The sequence below is a fragment of the Micromonospora sp. NPDC049060 genome (genome assembly GCF_040649055.1).
In the GTDB taxonomy this organism is placed as follows: Bacteria; Actinomycetota; Actinomycetes; order Mycobacteriales; family Micromonosporaceae; genus Micromonospora; species Micromonospora reichwaldensis.
Map to the genome: position 1 here is coordinate 1 of NZ_JBEZEV010000013.1, position 17,860 is coordinate 17,860.

The 17,860-nt window shown below is 73.7% G+C and carries 18 protein-coding genes, 2 pseudogenes and 1 riboswitch; of the genes and pseudogenes, 10 read left to right on the plus strand and 10 right to left on the minus strand.

Annotated features, from left to right (window positions below; genetic code table 11):
- Positions 1-177 (plus strand): annotated as a pseudogene (locus AB0B83_RS08220) (phytochelatin synthase); the annotation flags it as partial.
- Between the two features lie 422 nt (positions 178-599).
- On the opposite strand, the gene dusB reads toward AB0B83_RS08220, so the two are convergent.
- From dusB to AB0B83_RS08240, 4 genes are all read right to left on the minus strand, one after another.
- Positions 600-1,763, minus strand: a complete 1,164-nt coding sequence (dusB, locus tag AB0B83_RS08225; protein ID WP_357577647.1) for a tRNA dihydrouridine synthase DusB — start codon at positions 1,761-1,763, stop codon at positions 600-602.
- A 71-nt stretch (positions 1,764-1,834) separates the two neighbouring features.
- Positions 1,835-3,214 (minus strand): glycine--tRNA ligase, encoded by a 1,380-nt coding sequence (locus tag AB0B83_RS08230; protein ID WP_357577584.1) that lies wholly within the window; start codon positions 3,212-3,214, stop codon positions 1,835-1,837.
- 114 nt (positions 3,215-3,328) lie between these two features.
- Entirely contained in the window at positions 3,329-3,802 is a 474-nt protein-coding gene (locus AB0B83_RS08235) for a hypothetical protein (protein ID WP_132240457.1), read from the minus strand.
- A 126-nt stretch (positions 3,803-3,928) separates the two neighbouring features.
- The gene (locus AB0B83_RS08240) at positions 3,929-4,270 is read right to left on the minus strand and encodes an antibiotic biosynthesis monooxygenase (protein ID WP_151456936.1); all 342 of its coding nucleotides are present in this window, start codon (positions 4,268-4,270) and stop codon (positions 3,929-3,931) included.
- Positions 4,271-4,297: 27 nt separating this feature from the next.
- Here AB0B83_RS08240 and AB0B83_RS08245 point away from each other — a divergent pair, with 27 nt between their 5' ends.
- From AB0B83_RS08245 to AB0B83_RS08275, 7 genes are all read left to right on the plus strand, one after another.
- Positions 4,298-4,555 (plus strand): hypothetical protein, encoded by a 258-nt coding sequence (locus tag AB0B83_RS08245; RefSeq protein ID WP_151456937.1) that lies wholly within the window; start codon positions 4,298-4,300, stop codon positions 4,553-4,555.
- Between the two features lie 54 nt (positions 4,556-4,609).
- Positions 4,610-5,596 carry a metal ABC transporter substrate-binding protein gene (locus tag AB0B83_RS08250; RefSeq protein WP_357577585.1) on the plus strand — a complete coding sequence of 329 codons (987 nt, stop codon included), beginning with the start codon at positions 4,610-4,612 and terminating at the stop codon, positions 5,594-5,596.
- On the plus strand, positions 5,593-6,354 hold the full coding sequence (locus AB0B83_RS08255) for a metal ABC transporter ATP-binding protein (RefSeq protein ID WP_357577586.1): 762 nt from the start codon (positions 5,593-5,595) through the stop codon (positions 6,352-6,354). The genes AB0B83_RS08250 and AB0B83_RS08255 overlap by 4 nt, the downstream gene beginning before the upstream one ends.
- 1 nt (position 6,355) lies before the next feature.
- The gene (locus AB0B83_RS08260; protein WP_357577587.1) at positions 6,356-7,222 is read left to right on the plus strand and encodes a metal ABC transporter permease; all 867 of its coding nucleotides are present in this window, start codon (positions 6,356-6,358) and stop codon (positions 7,220-7,222) included.
- A 43-nt stretch (positions 7,223-7,265) separates the two neighbouring features.
- Positions 7,266-7,565, plus strand: coding sequence for a metalloregulator ArsR/SmtB family transcription factor (locus tag AB0B83_RS08265; protein WP_088998913.1), 300 nt, complete (start codon positions 7,266-7,268; stop codon positions 7,563-7,565).
- Entirely contained in the window at positions 7,562-7,960 is a 399-nt protein-coding gene (locus AB0B83_RS08270) for a transcriptional repressor (RefSeq protein WP_357577588.1), read from the plus strand. The genes AB0B83_RS08265 and AB0B83_RS08270 overlap by 4 nt, the downstream gene beginning before the upstream one ends.
- A 115-nt stretch (positions 7,961-8,075) precedes the next feature.
- Complete coding sequence (locus AB0B83_RS08275) at positions 8,076-8,681, plus strand: hypothetical protein (protein ID WP_357577589.1); 606 nt, start codon at positions 8,076-8,078, stop codon at positions 8,679-8,681.
- Positions 8,682-8,971: 290 nt separating this feature from the next.
- Here AB0B83_RS08275 and AB0B83_RS08280 read toward each other — a convergent pair whose 3' ends face one another.
- From AB0B83_RS08280 to AB0B83_RS08305, 6 genes and pseudogenes are all read right to left on the minus strand, one after another.
- Positions 8,972-10,984: an acyl-CoA dehydrogenase family protein gene (locus tag AB0B83_RS08280; protein WP_357577590.1), complete on the minus strand. Its 2,013-nt coding sequence runs from the start codon at positions 10,982-10,984 to the stop codon at positions 8,972-8,974.
- A 115-nt stretch (positions 10,985-11,099) separates the two neighbouring features.
- Positions 11,100-11,600, minus strand: a complete 501-nt coding sequence (locus AB0B83_RS08285) for a DUF6328 family protein (RefSeq protein ID WP_357577591.1) — start codon at positions 11,598-11,600, stop codon at positions 11,100-11,102.
- Between the two features lie 153 nt (positions 11,601-11,753).
- The gene (locus AB0B83_RS08290) at positions 11,754-12,518 is read right to left on the minus strand and encodes an SIS domain-containing protein (RefSeq protein WP_132240392.1); all 765 of its coding nucleotides are present in this window, start codon (positions 12,516-12,518) and stop codon (positions 11,754-11,756) included.
- 61 nt (positions 12,519-12,579) lie between these two features.
- The gene (locus tag AB0B83_RS08295; protein ID WP_357577592.1) at positions 12,580-13,410 is read right to left on the minus strand and encodes an alpha/beta hydrolase; all 831 of its coding nucleotides are present in this window, start codon (positions 13,408-13,410) and stop codon (positions 12,580-12,582) included.
- A gap of 56 nt (positions 13,411-13,466) precedes the next feature.
- Positions 13,467-14,300 carry a TIGR03943 family protein gene (locus AB0B83_RS08300; RefSeq protein WP_357577593.1) on the minus strand — a complete coding sequence of 278 codons (834 nt, stop codon included), beginning with the start codon at positions 14,298-14,300 and terminating at the stop codon, positions 13,467-13,469.
- A pseudogene (locus AB0B83_RS08305) lies at positions 14,297-15,244 on the minus strand (permease); the annotation flags it as partial. The pseudogene AB0B83_RS08305 and the gene AB0B83_RS08300, both read right to left, overlap by 4 nt.
- A gap of 259 nt (positions 15,245-15,503) precedes the next feature.
- Positions 15,504-15,609: riboswitch (TPP riboswitch) on the plus strand.
- A gap of 73 nt (positions 15,610-15,682) precedes the next feature.
- Here AB0B83_RS08305 and AB0B83_RS08310 point away from each other — a divergent pair.
- A complete protein-coding gene (locus tag AB0B83_RS08310) occupies positions 15,683-16,276 on the plus strand; it encodes an ECF transporter S component (RefSeq protein WP_132240395.1) in 594 nt (197 codons plus the stop codon).
- Positions 16,277-16,414: 138 nt separating this feature from the next.
- Positions 16,415-17,830, plus strand: coding sequence for an ABC transporter ATP-binding protein (locus tag AB0B83_RS08315; protein WP_357577594.1), 1,416 nt, complete (start codon positions 16,415-16,417; stop codon positions 17,828-17,830).
- The last annotated feature ends 30 nt before the right edge of the window (positions 17,831-17,860 follow it).

The following is a 17,860-nucleotide window of genomic DNA, read 5'->3' on the forward strand; positions in this document are numbered from 1 at the left end:
GACACCGACGGCACCACCCACTCCTTCGAAGGCGGGCACTACATCAGCGTCGTCGGCTACCGCGACAACGGCAACACCGTCACCATCGCCGACTCTGCGGACCCCAACCAGGCCTCCTACCGGATGAGCGTCGACAACCTCGCCGACTGGATCGCCACCCGCGGCTACACCGCCTGACACACACCCGCGACACGCACCACCCAGCACCGCGCACCACCCAGCGACACCCAACGAAAGGGCCGGCCCCACAAGGGGCCGGCCCTTTCGTCGTCTCTCACCTTCACCCCAGCGTCCGTAGCCGGGTAGGCCGGGGCCGAGCCGAAGCCGAGGCCCAGGGCGGCAGCCGGGGCCGAGCCGCAGCCAGAGCCCGGGGCAGCTGAGTCTTCACCTTCATCCGGCGTCCGCAGCAGAGCAGGCCGGACCGCGTCGCAGCCGAGGCCCGGGGCGGGAGCCGGGAGCCGAGGCGGGAGCCGGGAGCCGAGGCGGGAGCCGGGAGCCGAGGCGGGAGCCGGGAGCCGAGGCGGGAGCCGGGAGCCGAGGCGGGAGCCGGGAGCCGGGAGCCGAGCCGGGAGCCGAGGCCCAGGGTGACGGCCGGGGGCTCAGCCGCCCGAGTCTGCCAGTTCGGCGCCCTCCGGGACGGTGTCGTCGTCGCGGCTGGCCAGCCAGCCGTCCGGCAGGAAGACCTTCCCGGGCGAGTTGGTGCGGCCGCGCGGCTGGCCCAAGGTGGACACGGGGAAGGGCTCGGTCGGGTCCAGCTTGGCGAGCAGGTCGTCGAGCTGGGCCAGGCTCTCGATCATGGCCAGCTCGCGGCGCAGCTCGCTGCCGACCGGGAAGCCCTTGAGGTACCAGGCGACGTGCTTGCGGAAGTCGGTGCAGCCGTCCCGCTCGCCCCGGGCGGGGGTACGGGAGCCGGCGGTGAACTGGTCGACCAGCAGTTCGGCGTGGCGGCGCATCGTCAGCGCCACCTCGCCGAGGGTGGGCAGGCGGCGTTCCGGGCGGCCGTCGAACGCGGCCTCCAGGTCGGCGAAGAGCCACGGACGGCCCAGGCAGCCCCGGCCGATCACCACCCCGTCGACGCCCGTGTGCGCCACCATCCGCAGCGCGTCGTCGGCCTCCCAGATGTCGCCGTTGCCGAGCACCGGCACGTCGAGGGCCTGCTTGAGCGTCGCGATGGCGTCCCAGTCCGCCGTGCCGGAGTAGCGCTGCGCGGCCGTACGCCCGTGCAGGGCGACCGACGCCACGCCCGCGTCCTGGGCGGCGAGGCCCGCTTCGACGTACGTCAGGTGGTCGTCGTCGATGCCCTTGCGCATCTTGACCGTGACCGGCACCCCGGCGGGTGACGCGGCGTCCACCGCGGCCCTGACCAGCCGCGCGAAGAGCCGGCGGCGCCACGGCAGCGCCGAGCCGCCGCCCTTGCGGGTGACCTTGGGGACCGGGCAGCCGAAGTTGAGGTCGATGTGGTCGGCGAGGTCCTTCTCCACCACGATCCGCACGGCGGCGGCGGTGATCTCGGGGTCGGTGCCGTAGAGCTGGAGGCTGCGGGGTCGCTCGTCGTCGCCGAACGCGATCATGCGCAGCGTCTTCGGGTTCCGCTCGACAAGCGCGACGGTGGTGATCATCTCGCAGACGTAGATGCCGCCGCCCTGTTCCCGGCAGAGCTGCCGGAAGCCGACGTTGGTGATGCCGGCCATCGGCGCGAGCACCACCGGCGGCCACACCTCGTGCCGCCCGATGGACAACGGGCGCAGCGCGGGCGCAGTCACAGCAGTCACCGGACAAGTGTAAGGGGCCCCGGCCGGCGCGTTTCCGCGCTGGCCCGGGCCCCTTGGACAGCTCAGCAGCCGGGGAGGCGCTCGATCAGGTAGCGCTCGACCTGGTCCAGCGCGATGCGCTCCTGGGCCATGGTGTCCCGGTTCCGGACGGTCACCGCGTTGTCGTCCAGGGTGTCGAAGTCGACAGTCACGCAGAACGGGGTGCCGATCTCGTCCTGGCGGCGGTAGCGGCGGCCGATCGCCTGCGAGTCGTCGAACTCCACCACCCAGCGCTTGCGCAGGTCGGCGGCGAGGCCCTTCGCCTTCGGCGAGAGCGCCTCGTTGCGCGACAGCGGCAGCACGGCCACCTTGACCGGGGCCAGCCGCGGGTCGAAGCGCATCACCGTGCGCTTGTCCACGCCGCCCTTGGTGTTCGGCGCCTCGTCCTCGTCGTACGCCTCCAGCAGGAACGCGAGCACCGCGCGGGTGAGGCCGGCGGCCGGCTCGATGACGTACGGCATCCAGCGCTCGCCCCTGGCCTGGTCGAAGTAGGACAGGTCGACGCCGGAGTGCTTGCTGTGCGTGGTGAGGTCGAAGTCGGTGCGGTTGGCGATGCCCTCCAGCTCCGCGAACTCGGTCCCGCCGAACTGGAAGCGGTACTCGATGTCGACGGTGCGCTTCGAGTAGTGGGAGAGCTTCTCCTTCGGGTGCTCGTAGAAGCGCAGGTTGCTCTCCGACAGGCCCAGGTCGAGGTACCAGTTCCAGCGCTCGGAGAGCCAGTACTCGTGCCACTGCTCGTCCGAGCCCGGCTCGACGAAGAACTCCATCTCCATCTGCTCGAACTCGCGGGTACGGAAGATGAAGTTGCCCGGGGTGATCTCGTTGCGGAACGACTTGCCGGTCTGGGCGATGCCGAACGGCGGCTTCTTGCGGGCGACCGTCTCGACGTTCTTGTAGTTGACGAAGATGCCCTGGGCGGTCTCGGGCCGCAGGTAGTGCATGCCCTCCTCGCTCTCGACCGGGCCGAGGAAGGTCTTCATCAGGCCGTTGAACATCTTCGGCTCGGTGAAGGTGCCCTTGTTGCCGCAGTTCGGGCAGTTCAGCTCGGTCAGCGAGGCCGGCGGCTTGCCGTGCTTGGCCTCGTACGCCTCCTCGAGGTGGTCGGCCCGGAACCGCTTGTGGCACGACTGGCACTCGGTCAGCGGGTCGACGAAGGCGTCCAGGTGGCCGGAGGCGGCCCAGACGTCGCGGGCCAGGATCACGGCGGAGTCGAGGCCGACCACGTCGTCTCGCTGCTGGACCATCGTCTTCCACCACTGCCGGCGGACGTTCTCCTTCAGCTCCACGCCGAGCGGACCGTAGTCCCACGCCGACCGGGTGCCTCCGTAGATCTCGCTGGAGGGGAAGACGAAGCCTCGGCGCTTGGCGAGGCTGACGACGGCGTCGATACGGTCGGCTGGCATGTTTCCTCCTACGCCGACTGGCGGTCGGCGGGGACGCGGTAAGGACGGAAGGAACAGTTCGGGACAACGGTACGACCCGTGCCGTCCCGGGCCCAGCAGAATACCGGGGGCGGGTCAGCTCACCCCGCACACCTCCATGCCGCCGGTCTGCTGGTCCTGCCCGAGGGTGACCTCCTGCCGGTCCTGTCGGCCGCCCGTGTAGGTGACGTCGACGGGCACGGTGAGGGAGACGGCGTCCACGTCGCCCACCCGGAAGGTCGCGATCTGCGGCTCGGCGGCCACCCGGCGCTCGAACTCGCGGCGTGACTCGCGCCGCTGCGCGTCGTCGCAGAGCTGGTCGTACGCCGCGCCGTACTTCCGCTCGACGAGCGCGCGGTAGTAGTCGGTGGAGACGGTGCGGCCCTGCTCGCGCACGGCCTGCACGCCGGTCACGGCCAGACCCACCACGGCCGCGCCGCCACCGCCGCAGCAGAGCAGCACGGCGAGCGCCCCGGCGCCCAGCCCGAGCCAGAGCCGGGTGTTGCGCCCCTCGGTGGGAGGCGCCGCGAACGGCGGGGTGACCCCCGGCCCGGCCGGCGGGGCGGGCACGCCCGGGTCCGCCGGCGGGCCGGGCACGGCGGGCGGCTGCGCCCCCTGCTGGCCGGGCGACGGAGGGTACGCCGGCGGGGTCGCCGGTCCGGGAGCGGTCATGCAAGCAATGTAGTGCCCACGGGCTCAGCGGTAAGGACCAGCGGCCCGATCGCTGGCGGCCGCGACGACGTCCCCGCCCGGGGCGGCGGTGGCGAGCGCCTCGTACGCCGACGGTTCGTCGAGCGACTCGGCGAGCAGCGGCACAGCGGTGATCTTGACGTCGAAGCCGCCCAGGGCCCGCCGGTAGGTGCCGACCGACTCCCACTCGGTGACCAGGCACCAGTGCCGGGGGTCGTCCAGCGCCCGGACCAGTTGGCCGCGCAGGTAACCGGGGCGGGCCGCGAGGGCGGCGAGGGCGGCGTGCGCCCGCTCGGTGAACTCGTCGGCGACATCGACGTCCACCACGAACCGGTTCGTCACCAGCACGGGGTTCCTCCTCGTAGAGTCTGTGGGATGCAGCGTACGCAGAGCCGGATGCCGGCCCGGTTGGCCCGGGCGAACCCGACGACGGTGTTCCTGGTCACCCTCGTGCTGGTGCTTGTCGCGTTCTTCACCCCCGGCGTGGTCGGCGGGCTGTTGACCCTGCTGCTCGCCGCGGCCGTGGCCGCGCTGCTGGTCACCACCTGGTCGGTGCAGACGGCGCCGACCCGGGTGATCCGGCTGGTGGCGCTCACCCTGCTGGTCACCGCGGGCCTGGTGAAGCTGCTCTGACATGCAAGCATGCGTTTTTGACAATCATTATCGTTGTCGCGGAGAGTTCATGACATGAACCTCCGCTCCGCCCCGCGCACCCTGGCCGTCGCCACCACCGCCCTGCTCGCCCTGGGTGGTGTCACGGCCTGTTCCGACGACGGCACGACCGGCGCCGACCCGCAGCGGGTCGACGTGGTGGCCGCCTTCTACCCGCTGCAGTTCCTCGCCGAGCGCATCGGCGGCGACGCGGTCAAGGTGAGCAACCTGGTCAAGCCCGGGGCGGAGCCGCACGACCTGGAGCTGAACCCGGGCCAGGTCGGCCAGGTCGCCGAGGCGGAGCTGGTCGTGCTCCTCAAGGGCTTCCAGCCGGCGCTGGACGAGGCCGTCGAGCAGAACGCCAAGGAGCGCGCGTTCGACGTGTCGACCGTGCAGCCGCTGCTGGACGCCGCCGCGGGCGGCCACGACCACGACCACGAGGGCGGCGAGCACGCCCACCCCGAGGAGTCGGGCAAGGCCGAGGAGCCCGGCCACGAGGAGGGCGGTGCCAAGGACCCGCACCTCTGGCTGGACCCGACCCGCCTCGCCACGGTCGGCGACAAGCTCGCCGAGCGGCTCGGCCGGGCCGACCCGGACCGCGCCGCCGACTACACGGCCCGCGCCAAGGCGCTGCGCGTCGAGTTGGAGAAGCTGGACGCCGAGTTCACGGCCGGGCTGAAGACCTGCCAGCGGCGGGAGATCGTGGTGAGCCACACCGCCTTCGGCTACCTGACCGGGCGCTACCAGCTGGAGCAGATCGGCATCACCGGGCTGAGCCCCGACAACGAGCCGTCCCCGCAGCGCCTGGCCGAGGTCGCCCAGGAGGCCCGGGAGCACAAGGCCACCACGATCTTCTTCGAGACGCTGGTCAGCCCGAAGGTGGCCGAGACCATCGCCGCCGAGGTCGGCGCGAAGACCGCGGTGCTGGACCCCCTGGAGGGGCTGTCGTCCGGCGGCGGCGACTACCTTTCGGTGATGCGTACCAACCTTGCGACCCTGAGGACGGCGTTGAGCTGCCAGTGACAACCCCAGTCATCACCGTCGCGCACGGGGTGGTCGGCTACGACGGCCGCCCCGTGCTGCGCGACGTCTCGCTGACCGTGACCGCCGGCGAGGTGGTCGCGGTGCTCGGCGCCAACGGCTCCGGCAAGTCCACCCTGATCCGCGCCGCGCTCGGCCTGGTGCCGCTCAGCTCCGGGTCGGTCACCCTCTTCGACCGCCCGTTGCGCCGCTTCCGGCAGTGGCACCGCATCGGGTACGTCCCGCAGCGCCTCGGCGCCGGCAGCGGCGTACCGGCCACCGTCCGCGAGGTGGTGGCCTCCGGCCGGCTCGCCCGACGCGGGGTGCTGCGCCCGGCTGGCGCGGCGGACCGGGCGGCGGTGACCGCCGCGCTGGAGGCGGTCGGGCTGGCCGACCGGGCCCGCGATCCCGTGGCCACCCTCTCCGGCGGGCAGCAGCAGCGCACCCTGATCGCCCGGGCGCTGGCCGGCCAGCCGGAGCTGCTCGTCCTCGACGAGCCGACCGCCGGGGTCGACGCCGCCAGCCAGGAGGCGTTCGCCGGCGCGCTGCACGCCTTCGTCGCCGGTGGCGGCACGGTGCTGCTGGTGGCCCACGAGCTCGGGCCGCTGCGGCCGCTGATCAGCCGGGCGGTCGTCGTACACCAGGGTGGGATCTGCCACGACGGCGCGGTGCCCGAGCCCGCCGGCCACCACGCGGAGCCCGACCACGACCACGTGCACCCGCACGGTCCCGACGAGCCCGCCGGGCTGTGGAGCAGCTGAGATGGAACTCTTCCAGTACCCCTACATGCAGCGGGCCCTGATCGGCGCGCTGATCATCGGCCTGGCCGCCCCGGCGCTCGGCATCTACCTGGTGCAGCGGAAGCTCGCCCTGATCGGCGACGGGGTCGGGCACGTGGCGCTCACCGGCGTCGGCGCGGGCCTGCTGCTCAACCGCTCCCCCGTGCTGGTCGCGGTGGCCGTGGCGACCGCCGGCGCGATCACCATCGAGCTGGTCCGCGCCCGCGGGCGCACCTCCGGCGACCTGGCTCTGGCCCTGCTCTTCTACGGCGGCATCGCCGGCGGCGTGACGCTGGTCGGGCTCTCCGACAGCACCAGCGCCAACCTCAACGCCTACCTGTTCGGGTCGCTGACCACGATCTCCCCGCAGGACCTGACCACCATCGCGGTGCTCGGCGTCGCGATCGGAGTGACCATGCTGGCGCTGCGCCCGGCCCTCTTCGCGGTCTGCCACGACGAGGAGTACGCCCGCGTCTCAGGCCTGCCGGTGCGCACGCTCAACCTGCTGCTCGCCGTGGCCACCGCCGTCACGGTGACGATCGCCATGCGGGCCGTCGGGGTGCTGCTGATCAGCGCGCTGATGGTGGTGCCGGTGGCCACCGCGCAGCAGGTGACCAGGGGGTTCCGCAGCACGATGGCGGCGGCGATGGCGCTCGGGCTCTTCGCCGCCGGCTCCGGCGTCTGGGTGGCCGCGAACGCCGACACCGCCCCCGGCGCCTCGGTGGTGCTGATGGCGATCGCCTCGTTCGGGGTGGTCGCGGTCCTCGGCGCGGCGTGGCGGATGCTGCGCCGGCGGCGCACCCCCGCCGCCGCGCCCGCGCCGGAGCCGCACGAGGTCGTGCTCCACTGATCCTGGTCAGCGCCGTGTCGGTGGGATTGGTTACCGTTACAGGGTGACCGACGGATCAGGCTACGACGCCTTCGAGGGCGCGAGCGAGCTGTTGCGTGCCCTCTCGGCACCGATCCGGCTGGCCATCGTCAGCGAGCTCGCCGAGGGCGAGCGCTGCGTGCACGAGCTGGTCGACAAGCTCGGCGCCGCCCAGCCGCTGGTCTCCCAGCACCTGCGGGTGCTGCGGGGCGCCGGCGTGGTGCGCGGCTCCCGGCGGGGTCGCGAGATCGCGTACGCGCTGGTCGACGAGCACGTCGCACACATCGTGGCCGACGCGGTGAGCCACGCCGGGGAGGGATCATGATCATGGCGGGTTCCACTGTCCGCAACACCCGGCAGCGCTCGGCGGTGAGCGCGCTGCTCGGCGAGCTGGAGGGCTTCCACAGCGCGCAGGAGCTGCACGCGATGCTGCGCGAGCGCGGCGAGCGGGTCGGGCTGACCACCGTCTACCGCACGCTCCAGGGGCTCGCCGACACGGGCGAGATCGACGTGATGCGCCCGCCGGGCGGCGAGCACCTCTACCGCCGGTGCAGCGAGGGCCACCACCACCACCTGGTCTGCCGCACCTGCGGCCGCACCGTGGAGGTGGCGGGGCCGACGGTGGAGAGCTGGGCCGAGCGGGTGGCGGCGAAGCACGGCTACTCCGACGTCAGCCACACCCTGGAGATCTTCGGCACCTGCCCGGCCTGCGCGAGCTGACCCCGCCCGTAGCGCCGTGCGCCGGGTCCCGTTGCGTCGGCGCCCGCCGTTCGCCGGGCTGAGTGCCGTCGTTCGCGCCGTGCCAGGGGCCCGCGCACGTGGCACGCTGTCCGGCGTGAAGATCTACGCCGATCGTTTCCCGACCGCCGTCCGACAGTTGATCACCGACCTGCTCGTCGTCGCCTGGGTGTACGGCGCGATCCGTGGCGCGCTGTGGCTGCACGACCTGGTCCAGAAGCTCGCCGTACCCGGACAGAAGCTGGAGGGCGCCGGCGGCGGCCTGGCCGACAACCTGGCCGACGCCGGCGGCAAGGTCGGCCGGGTGCCGCTGGTCGGCGACGAGCTGACCGCGCCGTTCGAGCGGGCCGCCACCGCCGCCCGGGGGCTGGCCGAGGCGGGACGCGACCAGCAGGAACTGGTCGACCAGCTCGCCCTCGCGCTGGCCGTCGCCGTGCTGGTCTTCCCGCTCGGCCTGGTGCTCTTCGGCTGGCTACCGCTGCGGGTGCGCTGGATGCGCCGGGCCGGCTCGGCCGCGAAGCTGGCCGCCGCGCCCGCCGGCCGGGACCTGCTCGCCCTGCGCGCGCTGGCCACCCAGCCGCTGGGGCGACTGACCCGGATCGCCCCCGACGTGGCCGAGTCGTGGCGGCGCGGCGACGACGCCACCGTCGACGCCCTCGCCGCCCTGGAACTACGCCACCTCGGCCTACGCCCAAGCCGCTGACCCCCTGCCCCACCCTGCCCCGGCTCGCCCCGGCCCGCCCCTGGCTCGCCCCAGCTCGGCCCGGCTCGCCCCGGCCCGCCCCGGCCCGGCTCGCCCCAGCTCGGCCCGCCCCGGCCCGGCTCGGCCCGGCTCGGCCCGGCTCGGCCCGGCTCGGCCCGACTCGGCCCGACTCGGCCCGACTCGGCCGGGCGATCATGCAGTTGTGGTGCCTGGAACGGCCGCTTTCGCGCCTTTCGTGGGGCGCCACAACTGCATGATCGACGCCTGGGTACGGGGGCGGGGAGGGCTGGTCAGGAGGAGGGTGGGGGCGGGGGTGGGATGCGGCGGCGGGTGTCGTCGGCGGTGGACGGGCCCGGCGACCAGGGGGCCACCCAGGGCAGGTCGTCGGCGGGGGTGAGCACGCCGTCCTCCAGGGCGGCGTAGCGCCCCGCCAGGATCCGCTTCGCGGCGGCCGTGTCGACGGAGTCGGTGTTGTCCCACAGGGCGGCGAAGAGCGCGTCGACGCGCACCCGGGCCTGCCGGCAGAACAGGTCGGCCAGCTCGACGTTCTCGGGGCGGGTGTCCCGCTCGGCGTAGGCGCGCACGCAGACCGCGGACATCGCGAACAGCTCCGCGCCGATGTCCACCACCCGGCCGAGGAACGCCTGCTTGCGCTCCATCTTGCCCTGCCAGCGGGACATCGCGTAGAACGTCGAGCGGGCCAGCTTGCGCGAGGCGCGCTCCACCTGCCGCAGGTGGCCGGCGAGCGGGCCGAACTCGGCGTACGCCGACGGGCGCTGTCCCCTGCCGACGGCGAGGGTGGGCAGCCACTTCGCGTAGAAGGCGCCGGCCCGCGCCCCGGCCTTCGCCTTGCGGCCGAGCCCGGCGTCCGGGTCGATGATGTCGCCGGCGACCGACAGGTGCGCGTCGACCGCCTCCCGGGCGATGAGCAGGTGCATGATCTCGGTGGAGCCCTCGAAGATGCGGTTGATCCGCAGGTCGCGCAGCAGCTGCTCGACGGCGGCCGGCCGCTCGCCCCGCGCGGCGAGGGAGTCGGCCGTCTCGTAGCCGCGACCGCCCCGGATCTGCACCAGCTCGTCGGCGATCTTCCAGGCCATCTCGCTGGCGTAGAGCTTGACCAGCGCCGCCTCGATCCGGATGTCGTTACGGTCGTCGTCGGCGAGCAGGCAGCAGAGGTCCAGCATGGTCTCCATGCCGTACGTCGTCGCGGCGATGAAGGACAGCTTCTGGGCCACCGCCTCGTGCTCGCCCACGGGCCGGCCCCACTGCACCCGGTCGGCGGCCCACTCCCGGGCCACGTTCAGCGCCCACTTGCCGGCGCCGACACACATCGCCGGCAGCGACAGCCGCCCGGTGTTCAGGGTGGTCAGCGCGATCTTCAGGCCCTTGCCCTCGCCACCGATGACGTTCTCCTTCGGCACGAGGACGTCGTGGAAGCGGGTCAGGCTGTTCTCCAGGCCGCGCAGGCCGATGAAGGCGTTGCGCCGTTCGACCGTGATGCCCTCGCTGTCGCCCTCGACGACGAAGGCGGTGATCCCGCCGCGCCGCCCCTCGGCGGCGGGCACCCGGGCCATCACCACGAGCAGGGAGGCGACGGTGCCGTTGGTGGCCCACAGCTTCACGCCGTTGAGGCGGTAGCCGGTGCCGTCGGGCGTGGGCTCGGCGGTGGTGGCCAGCCGGGCCGGGTCGGAGCCGACGTCCGGTTCGGTGAGCAGGAACGCGGAGACCTCACCGGCGGCGAGCCGGGGCAGGAAGCGCTGCTTCTGCTCGGCGGTGCCGAACATCTTCAGCGGCTGCGGCACCCCGATCGACTGGTGCGCCGAGAGCAGCGCGCCGATCGCCGGGCTGACCGAGCCGGCCAGCATGAGCGCCCGGCAGTAGTGCAGGTTGCTGAGCCCGAGCCCGCCGTACGACCGGTCGATCTTCATGCCGAACGCGCCGAGCCGGGCCATTCCCTGGAACACCTCGTCCGGGATGGACGCGTCCCGTTCGATCGCGGCACCGTCCACGTCGGAGGCGAGGAACTCGCGGAACCGGCCGAGGAACTCGTCGGCGCGGGCGACGTCCGCCGGGTCGGAGCGCGGCCAGGGGTTGATCAGGTCGAGCCGGAACCGGCCGAGGAAGAGTTCCTTGCCGAAGCTGGGACGGTCCCAGGAGGACTCCCGGGCCGCCTCGGCGACCTGGCGGGCCTCCTTCTCGGAGACCTGGCCGGCCTCCGTCGGCAGCGGTCCGGCGGCACCGGCCGGCGGTCGGTCGTCGCCTGATCCGTCGGGTGCGGGTCGGCTGTTGTGTGTCGTGGTCACGGCGGCCCCCTCGAACCTCGGTCCGGATGCGTCAACGTGCGCGACAAGAAGCACGCTACCCCCGGGTGTTACCCAGGGGTAGCGTTCGGTAAATATCGAGTCGTGTCGACGTTGGTCAGTCGCTCAGGGACCGGGGATCATCGTCGTCGTCATCGTCGTCGTCCTCGCCCCAGTTGCGCCGGGAGAACGGCAGGAACACCCAGAAGGTGAGGAACCAGAGGCCGGTGAGGCCGCTGAGCACCAGGGCGATGCTCCGGTCCAGCACGAAGTCGGTGATCAGCAGCACCGCGCTGACCATCGAGATCAGCATGAAGGCGAGCCCGCCGCTGGCCATCCGGTGGGCGAAGCGGACCAGCTCCGGCTTGCGGCCCTGCCGGAACAGCGCACGGTGGAACGCCACCGGAGAGATGATCATCGCGGTGGCGGCGGCAGCAGCCAGCAACGCGACGATGTAGACGTCCTTCTGGAAGCCACTCGTACGGGTGAAGCCGTTGCTGAACGGCAGGGTGAGCAGGAACGCGAAGAGGATCTGCACGCCGGTCTGGGCGACCCGAAGCTCCTGGAGCAGGTCGGCGAAGTTGCGCTGCCAGCGCTGCTTCTCGGTTTCCTTGGACACGCGCTACCTCCGGTCAGACGGTACTGCCGGCGGGGGCGGCCGGCGGCAGCATCGCTGATGCCCCACCCGTCGACGCGCGAAACCGACTCACGTCACTGTCTGACGCGCCGGTTCCCTGTCGATCGTCAGGCGGCCGACCGTAGCCACGACGCGTCAGGAGCCGCGGCGGATCCGGCCCGCGTACCGGGCCTCGAGGGCGTTGTTGTGCTCGTCGCCCCCGGCGATGTTGGCCGACAGGTAGACCGGGGGCCGCTCCCCCGCCGCCAGCAGCCGCGCCACCACCTCGACCGTGATCTGCTGCGCCAGCAGCGCCGCGGTGATCGACGACACCGCGCCGACCGCGCCCCCGCCGGGCAGTGGCAGCGTCGCGTCGCCGTACGGGGCGCCGTTGTCGAGCACCACGTCGGCGAAGTCGGCGAGCTTGCGTCCCGACGGATGGCGCGAGGTCATCTGCCCGGAGTGCTGCGCCGAGGTGATCGCAACGAGCCCGTGGCCCTTCTCCCTGACCAGCGACGCGAACTCCACCATCGCGCCGTTCACGCCCGAGTTGGAGGCGAGCACGAAGACGTCCCGGGGGCCGACCGGGGCCAGCTCGTAGAGGCGGTGCGCCACCGCCGGGTCCCGCTCCAGCAGCGGCCCGAGCACGTCGACCGGGGCGCCGCCGAGCAGCACCAGGTCCCGCAGGGCGATGCGGTTCGTCGGGACCAGCCCGCCGGCCCGCCCGGCGATCTCCATGGCCAGCGCCTCGGAGTGACCGGTGCCGAACGCGTGGACCACGCCGTCGGCGCGTACCGCCTCGGCGATCAGGTCGGCGGCCCGCCCCACCGCCTCGCGCTGGCTCTCGGCGACCCGGTGCATCGTGTCGGTCACCACGGCCAGGAAGTCCTCGGCCTTCACCGTCGTGTCTGCTCGGTCCATGTCGTACCTCCGTGAGGGGTGGGCCCGGCGTCCGCCGGCCCGGTGTCGTCGCGGGGGAAGGTCAGACCGGGTCGTGCACCCGGGCCAGGATCGCCTCGGCCAGCGCGGCGGGCGCCTCGTCGGGGATCCAGTGGCTCACCCGGGGCAGCTCGACGAAGCGGTAGTCGGCGGTCACGTGCTCGGCGCACGCCTCGGCGGCGGTCCGGCCGATCGCGATGTCGCGACCGCTCCACACGTACGTGGTCGGCACCGCCACCGGCCCGATGGCGGCCAGGTCCCGGCGGGACATCGCGCGGTACCAGTTCAGGGCGGCGGTCAGCGCGCCCGGCTCGCGCATCGGGTCCGCGTACGCGGCCACCCGCGCGTCGTCGCCGACCCCGTGCAGCATCCGGCGCAGCCCGGTCGCGCCCAGCACCAGCAGCGCCTTCTCCGCCGTGCCCGGCTTGCGGAACACCGTCATGTACGCCGAGCGCGCCTTCTGCCCCGCGTCCTCGGTCAGCGCCCACGCCATGGCGGCGGGGTGCGGCACGGAGACCGCGGTCAGCGTGCGGACCCGCTCGGGATGGTGGGCCGCGACGGCCCAGGCCACGACCGCGCCCCAGTCGTGCCCCACCAGGTGCGCCGCGTCGACGCCCAGCGCGTCGAGTAGGCCCACCGCGTCGGCGACCAGCTCCGGCAGCCGGTACGCCTCGACCGCCTCGGGCCGCGCGCCCGGCGAGTAGCCGCGCTGGTCCGGCGCGTACGTGCGCAGGCCCGCGGCGTGCAGCGCGGGCACCACGTCGTCGAACTCCCCGCCGTGCTGGGGGAAGCCGTGCAGCAGCAGGACGGGCGTGCCGCCCTCCGGTCCGCCGACGCGGACGTCGAACGTGAACCCCCGGGCCTCGATCCGCATGATCGTGAGCCTACCCAGCGCCGCACCTGGCCGCCCGGGACTGCCGGGCCCACCTGTCACTCGTACTGTTGCCGGGGGACGGGCACCTGCCGCCAGGACTCCACGTCCAGGTAGGGAATCTCGGCGTCGTTGACCGGGTCGCGGGCGATGCGGTCGCTGTAGCGGCCCGTCACCTCGATCCAGGTGTCGTCGGCGAGCCCGTCGGGGGCCGCGCCGGTCAGGCCCAGCTTGACCGGCCGCCCGTCGGCGGCACAGCAGGAGAGCACCATCCGGGCCAGCAGCGGCCGGCCGTCGGGGCCGGTGGTGACGAAGCCGGTCAGCTGGACCCGGCGCTCGCCGATCGAGGTGCCCCGGTCGAACAGGGCCCGGGAGGCGTAGTCGAGCACGGTCACCCGCACGGGGTCGCCGGCGGGCAGCGGCGGATAGTCGGACGGCTGCTGCCGGGTGGTGACGGCGGTGCCGGCCTGACCGGCCGCGTACGAGCCCAGGGCCGGCGGGGCGACCAGCAGCAGGCCCAGCACGGGCAGGATCAGCAGCCAGCCGACCCGCGGCTCGCGGTGCCCGTGCCCGTCATGCCCGTCGTCGTCGCCGTGCCCGCCGTCGCCCTCGTGCCCGTCGTCGCCATCGCCGGGAGCGTCGGGGCCGGGTGCGCGCCGGGGCCGCCATCCACCGGCCGGGCCGTCGTGGTCGCCGGCGGGCGTGCGTCGCAGGAGCGGGCGCAGCTCGTAGAAGAGGGTCATGACCGCGGCGGCCACCAGCAGCAGGCCGGCGGCGATCAGGAAGGGCCGCAGACCCTCCTTGACGTAGCGCAGGTGCAGGTCGGTGAGGCTGGCGCGGACCACCGCGCCGCCGAGCAGCAGCAGGACGACCGCCTGCGCCTGCCGGTTCACAGCAGCACCGCCCCGGTCGCGGCGGCCACGGTGACGGCCACCGCGAAGGTGGTCGGGGCGAACCGCAGCGCGAACCGCCGGCCGAAGACGCCGGCCTGCATCGAGATGAGCTTGAGGTCGACCATCGGCCCCACCACCAGGAAGACCAGTCGGGAGGTCAGCGAGAACTGCGACAGCGAGGCGGCGACGAAGGCGTCCGCCTCGGAGCAGAGGGAGAGCAGCACGGCGAGCACGGCCAGCGCGAGCACCGACAGCACCGGCTCGTCGGCGAGCGTCTGCAACCAGCGCTCCGGCACCACGACGTTGATCGTGGCGGCGGCCGCCGCGCCGATGACCAGGAAGCCGCCGGCGTGCGTGACGTCGTGCCGGACCGCCCCCCAGAACGCCCGCCCGCGCGGGCCGCCGTCCAGCTCCGGCCGGCGCGGCAGCCGGATCCAGTCGGCCCGGCCGAGGCGCAGCCACAGCCAGCCCATGACCATCGCCACGAGCAGGCTCGCGACGGCCCGCCCGAGGACCATCGCCGGGTCGTCGGGGAAGGCCACGGCGGTGGCGGTCAGCACGATCGGGTTGATCGCCGGGGCGGCGAGCAGGAACGCCAACGCGGCGGCCGGGGTGACCCCGCGCCGGATCAGCGACCCGGCGATCGGCACCGCCCCACACTCGCAGCCGGGCAGCACCACTCCGGCCGCGCTGGCCACCGGCACCGCGAGCGCGGGGTGCCGCGGCAGCGCCCGGGCCCAGAACGACCGGGGCACGAAGACGGCGATCACCGCGGAGAGCAGCACCCCGAAGACCAGGAACGGCACCGCCTGCACCATGACCGAGACGAAGACGGTGGTCCAGGTCTGCAACCGGGGCGCGGAGAGGGCCCGGGCGAGCGGCTCGCGGAAGACGACCAGCAGGATCAGCAGGCCGGCGAGGACCTCCACCGACCCGACCCGACCCGCCGGTCCGGGCCGCGGGGCGCCGCCGGCTTCTCCTCGCGTACGCCTGGAGCGGCCACGCCCACCGCGCCCGGGTGCGACCCGTCCGGCGCGCGGCGGTCAGCCTCGGATGTCACGTACGTGTCCCTCTGCCGGATTCCCAGTGGCCGCCCGAGAGTACCGGGCCGGAATCGACGCCGTCGATCGACTGCGCTGGTGAGCTGCGGAAAGATCACTTTGCCCGATGATCTTCAAAGGTGTTAGCGTCGGGCCACAACTTCACATCCGACAGGGGAGCGCACAGCGCTGAGAGTGCGGGCACCGCCCGCAGACCCTCGAACCTGATCTGGGTAATGCCAGCGCAGGGAGTTCGGTCGACCTCCAGCCGCGTCGACGTCCGGCACGTTCCGGGCGCGGCGTGCGTCTTCTCCTGGTTCTCGTTCGGGACTGGGAGCAATCATGCGAGACAACAACACCGCCACCCGCTGGCGTACCGTCGACGTCGTCGTCGCGGCCGTGATCGCGGTGGCCTTCGGCGTCATCTTCTGGGCCTGGGGCCTGCTGTGGCGGGCCGTCGACCCGGCGTTCGCGTTCTTCCCCGCCAGCCAGGCGATCATGTACGGCGTCTGGCTGGTCCCGGCCGTCCTCGGCGGTCTGGTGATCCGCAAGCCCGGCGCGGCGCTCTTCTGCGAGGCGGTGGCGGCGACGGTCTCCGCGCTGCTCGGCTCGGAGTGGGGCGGCGTCACCATCGTCCAGGGCCTGATCCAGGGGCTCGGCGCCGAGTTGGCCTTCGCCGCGTTCCGGTACCGCTCGTTCCGGCTGCCCACCGCGCTGATCGCGGGCGCGCTGACCGGCCTCGGCGCGGCCCTGTTCGACTTCTTCGTCTGGAACAGCGAGTACGCCCTGGGCAGCTACCGGATCCCCTACGCCCTGCTCACCATCGTCAGCGCCACGATCGTCGCGGGCGCCGGCGGCTGGGCCCTGACCCGCGCCCTGGCCACCACGGGCGCCCTGGACCGCTTCCCCGCCGCCCGAGACCGCACCCCAATCTGACCCCCACCCCCACGCACCCACCCCACCCACCCACGACCCGGCCGCGTTGATCATGAAGTTGTTGCCACGACACGCCGTGCCGAACGACAACAACCTCATGATCAACGCCCGCGGGCAGGCAGGAAGGAAGGGGGCGGCGTGGGGGCGGTGACGTTGCGGGGGTTCGGGTGGCGGCACGCCGGGCGGCGGGCCTGGGCCGTGCGCGGGGTGGACCTGCGCGTGGAAGCCGGGGAGCGGGTGCTGCTGCTGGGGCCCTCCGGGGCCGGCAAGAGCACGCTGCTCGCCGCGCTGGCCGGGCTGCTGCCCGAGGACTCGGGCGAGCAGGAGGGCACCGTCGAGATCGACGGGCTCGACCCCCGCAAGGGCCGGGAGCGGGTGGGCATCGTCTTCCAGGACCCGGAGACCCAGCTCGTGATGGCCCGCAGCGGCGACGACGTGGCGTTCGGGCTGGAGAACCGCGGCACACCCGCCGGGGAGATCTGGCCCCGCGTCGACGAGGCGCTGACCCGGGTCGGCTTCCCGTACCCCCGGGACCGCCCCACCGCCGCGCTCTCCGGCGGCGAGCAGCAGCGGCTCGCCCTGGCCGGGGTGCTGGCCCTGCGCCCCGGCCTGCTGCTGCTCGACGAGCCGACCGCCAACCTCGACCCGACCGGCGCGGCGCTGATCCGGGCGGCGGTGGCCGGCGCGCTCGACGCCGACACCACGCTGATCCTGGTCGAACACCGCGTCGCCGAGGCGTTGCCCCTGGTCGACCGCGTGGTCGTGCTCGAACCCGGCGGCGGCGTCCGCGCCGACGGCACGCCCGAGTCCGTTTTCGGTATGCACGGCGACGCGCTCGCCGACGAGGGCGTCTGGGTGCCCGGCCGCCCGGTACCGCCCCGCCACGCGACTGCGCCGCCCGGCGACGTGTTGCTCACCGCCGACCGGCTCGGCCTGCCGCCCCGGCTGGCCCCCGTCGACCTGGCGGTACGCGCCGGCGAGGCGCTCGCCGTCGTCGGGCCCAACGGGGCCGGCAAGTCGACCCTCGCCCTGCTGCTGGGCGGGCTGCTCAAGCCCGGGGCCGGCCGGATCGCGGCGACGACGGCACTGGCCGGTGACGACGCCCGCACGCCTCCGCACCGCTGGCGCGCCCCGGCGCTGGCCCGCCGGATCGGCTCGGTCTTCCAGGACCCGGAGCACCAGTTCGTCACCAACACCGTCTTCGACGAGCTGGCGCTCGGCCCGCGCCGCACCGGCCAGCCCGAGGCGGCGGTCCACGCCACCGTCGACACCCTGCTGTCCCGGCTGCGGTTGACGAAACTCGCCGCCGCCAACCCGTACACCCTCTCCGGCGGGGAGGCGCGGCGGCTGAGCGTGGCGACCGCCCTGGCCACCGCGCCCCGCCTGCTCATCTGCGACGAACCGACCTTCGGTCAGGACCGGCGGACCTGGCTGGAGCTGGTGGACCTCTTCGCCGAGCTGCGCGACGCCGGGCACGGCCTGGTCGCCGTCACCCACGACCCGGAGTTCGTCGCCGCCCTGGCAGATCGCCGCCTCACCCTGGAGCGCCCGTGACCAGCCCGAACGCCGCACCGGTCACCCACC

Excerpts from the sequence above, each read along its gene's own strand:
- AB0B83_RS08290 (WP_132240392.1), bottom strand. The coding sequence starts at position 12,518 with ATGGACCGAGCAGACACGACGGTGAAGGCCGAGGACTTCCTGGCCGTG.
- AB0B83_RS08245 (WP_151456937.1), top strand. The coding sequence starts at position 4,298 with ATGCAGCGTACGCAGAGCCGGATGCCGGCCCGGTTGGCCCGGGCGAAC.
- AB0B83_RS08270 (WP_357577588.1), top strand. The coding sequence starts at position 7,562 with ATGATCATGGCGGGTTCCACTGTCCGCAACACCCGGCAGCGCTCGGCG.
- AB0B83_RS08230 (WP_357577584.1), bottom strand. The coding sequence starts at position 3,214 with ATGCCAGCCGACCGTATCGACGCCGTCGTCAGCCTCGCCAAGCGCCGA.
- AB0B83_RS08250 (WP_357577585.1), top strand. The coding sequence starts at position 4,610 with ATGAACCTCCGCTCCGCCCCGCGCACCCTGGCCGTCGCCACCACCGCC.
- AB0B83_RS08295 (WP_357577592.1), bottom strand. The coding sequence starts at position 13,410 with ATGCGGATCGAGGCCCGGGGGTTCACGTTCGACGTCCGCGTCGGCGGA.
- AB0B83_RS08310 (WP_132240395.1), top strand. The coding sequence starts at position 15,683 with ATGCGAGACAACAACACCGCCACCCGCTGGCGTACCGTCGACGTCGTC.
- AB0B83_RS08260 (WP_357577587.1), top strand. The coding sequence starts at position 6,356 with ATGGAACTCTTCCAGTACCCCTACATGCAGCGGGCCCTGATCGGCGCG.